Genomic DNA, 358 nt, shown 5'->3' with positions numbered 1-358 from the left:
GGACACCTCCAAGGTGATGGGCTTCATCGGCGGCACCGCCGACCGTCCGTTGCCGATCCGTGACGAAGAGGCTGCTGCCATCCTCGATCGCGTTCAGGAAGGCGTCGAAAAGCCGCGTCCGAAGGTCCTGTTCGAGCCGGGCCAGATGGTCCGCGTCACCGAAGGCCCGTTCAACGACTTCAATGGCGTGGTCGAGGAAGTCAACTACGAGAAGAGCCGTCTGCGCGTCTCGGTGCTGATCTTCGGTCGTGCCACCCCGGTCGAACTCGAGTTCGGCCAGGTCGAAAAGCAGGCCTGATGCGCCTGTCCGGACCGGCGGGGCATGCCCCGCGGTCCGACCCATATGCCTGTACAGGCA

At 64.5% G+C, this 358-nt stretch carries 1 protein-coding gene; it reads left to right on the top strand.

What is annotated here, in order from left to right; genetic code table 11:
• Positions 1-298, top strand: a 298-nt coding sequence (locus AC1DN0_RS41990) for a KOW motif-containing protein (protein WP_477146744.1), incomplete at its 5' end; no start/stop codon positions are given.
• Between the last annotated feature and the right edge of the window lie 60 nt (positions 299-358).

The sequence above is a fragment of the Cupriavidus sp. 05N39 genome, from assembly GCF_056397325.1.
The sequence above is the reverse complement of the archived record's forward strand: the minus strand, read 5'-3'. Positions and strand labels throughout refer to the sequence as shown.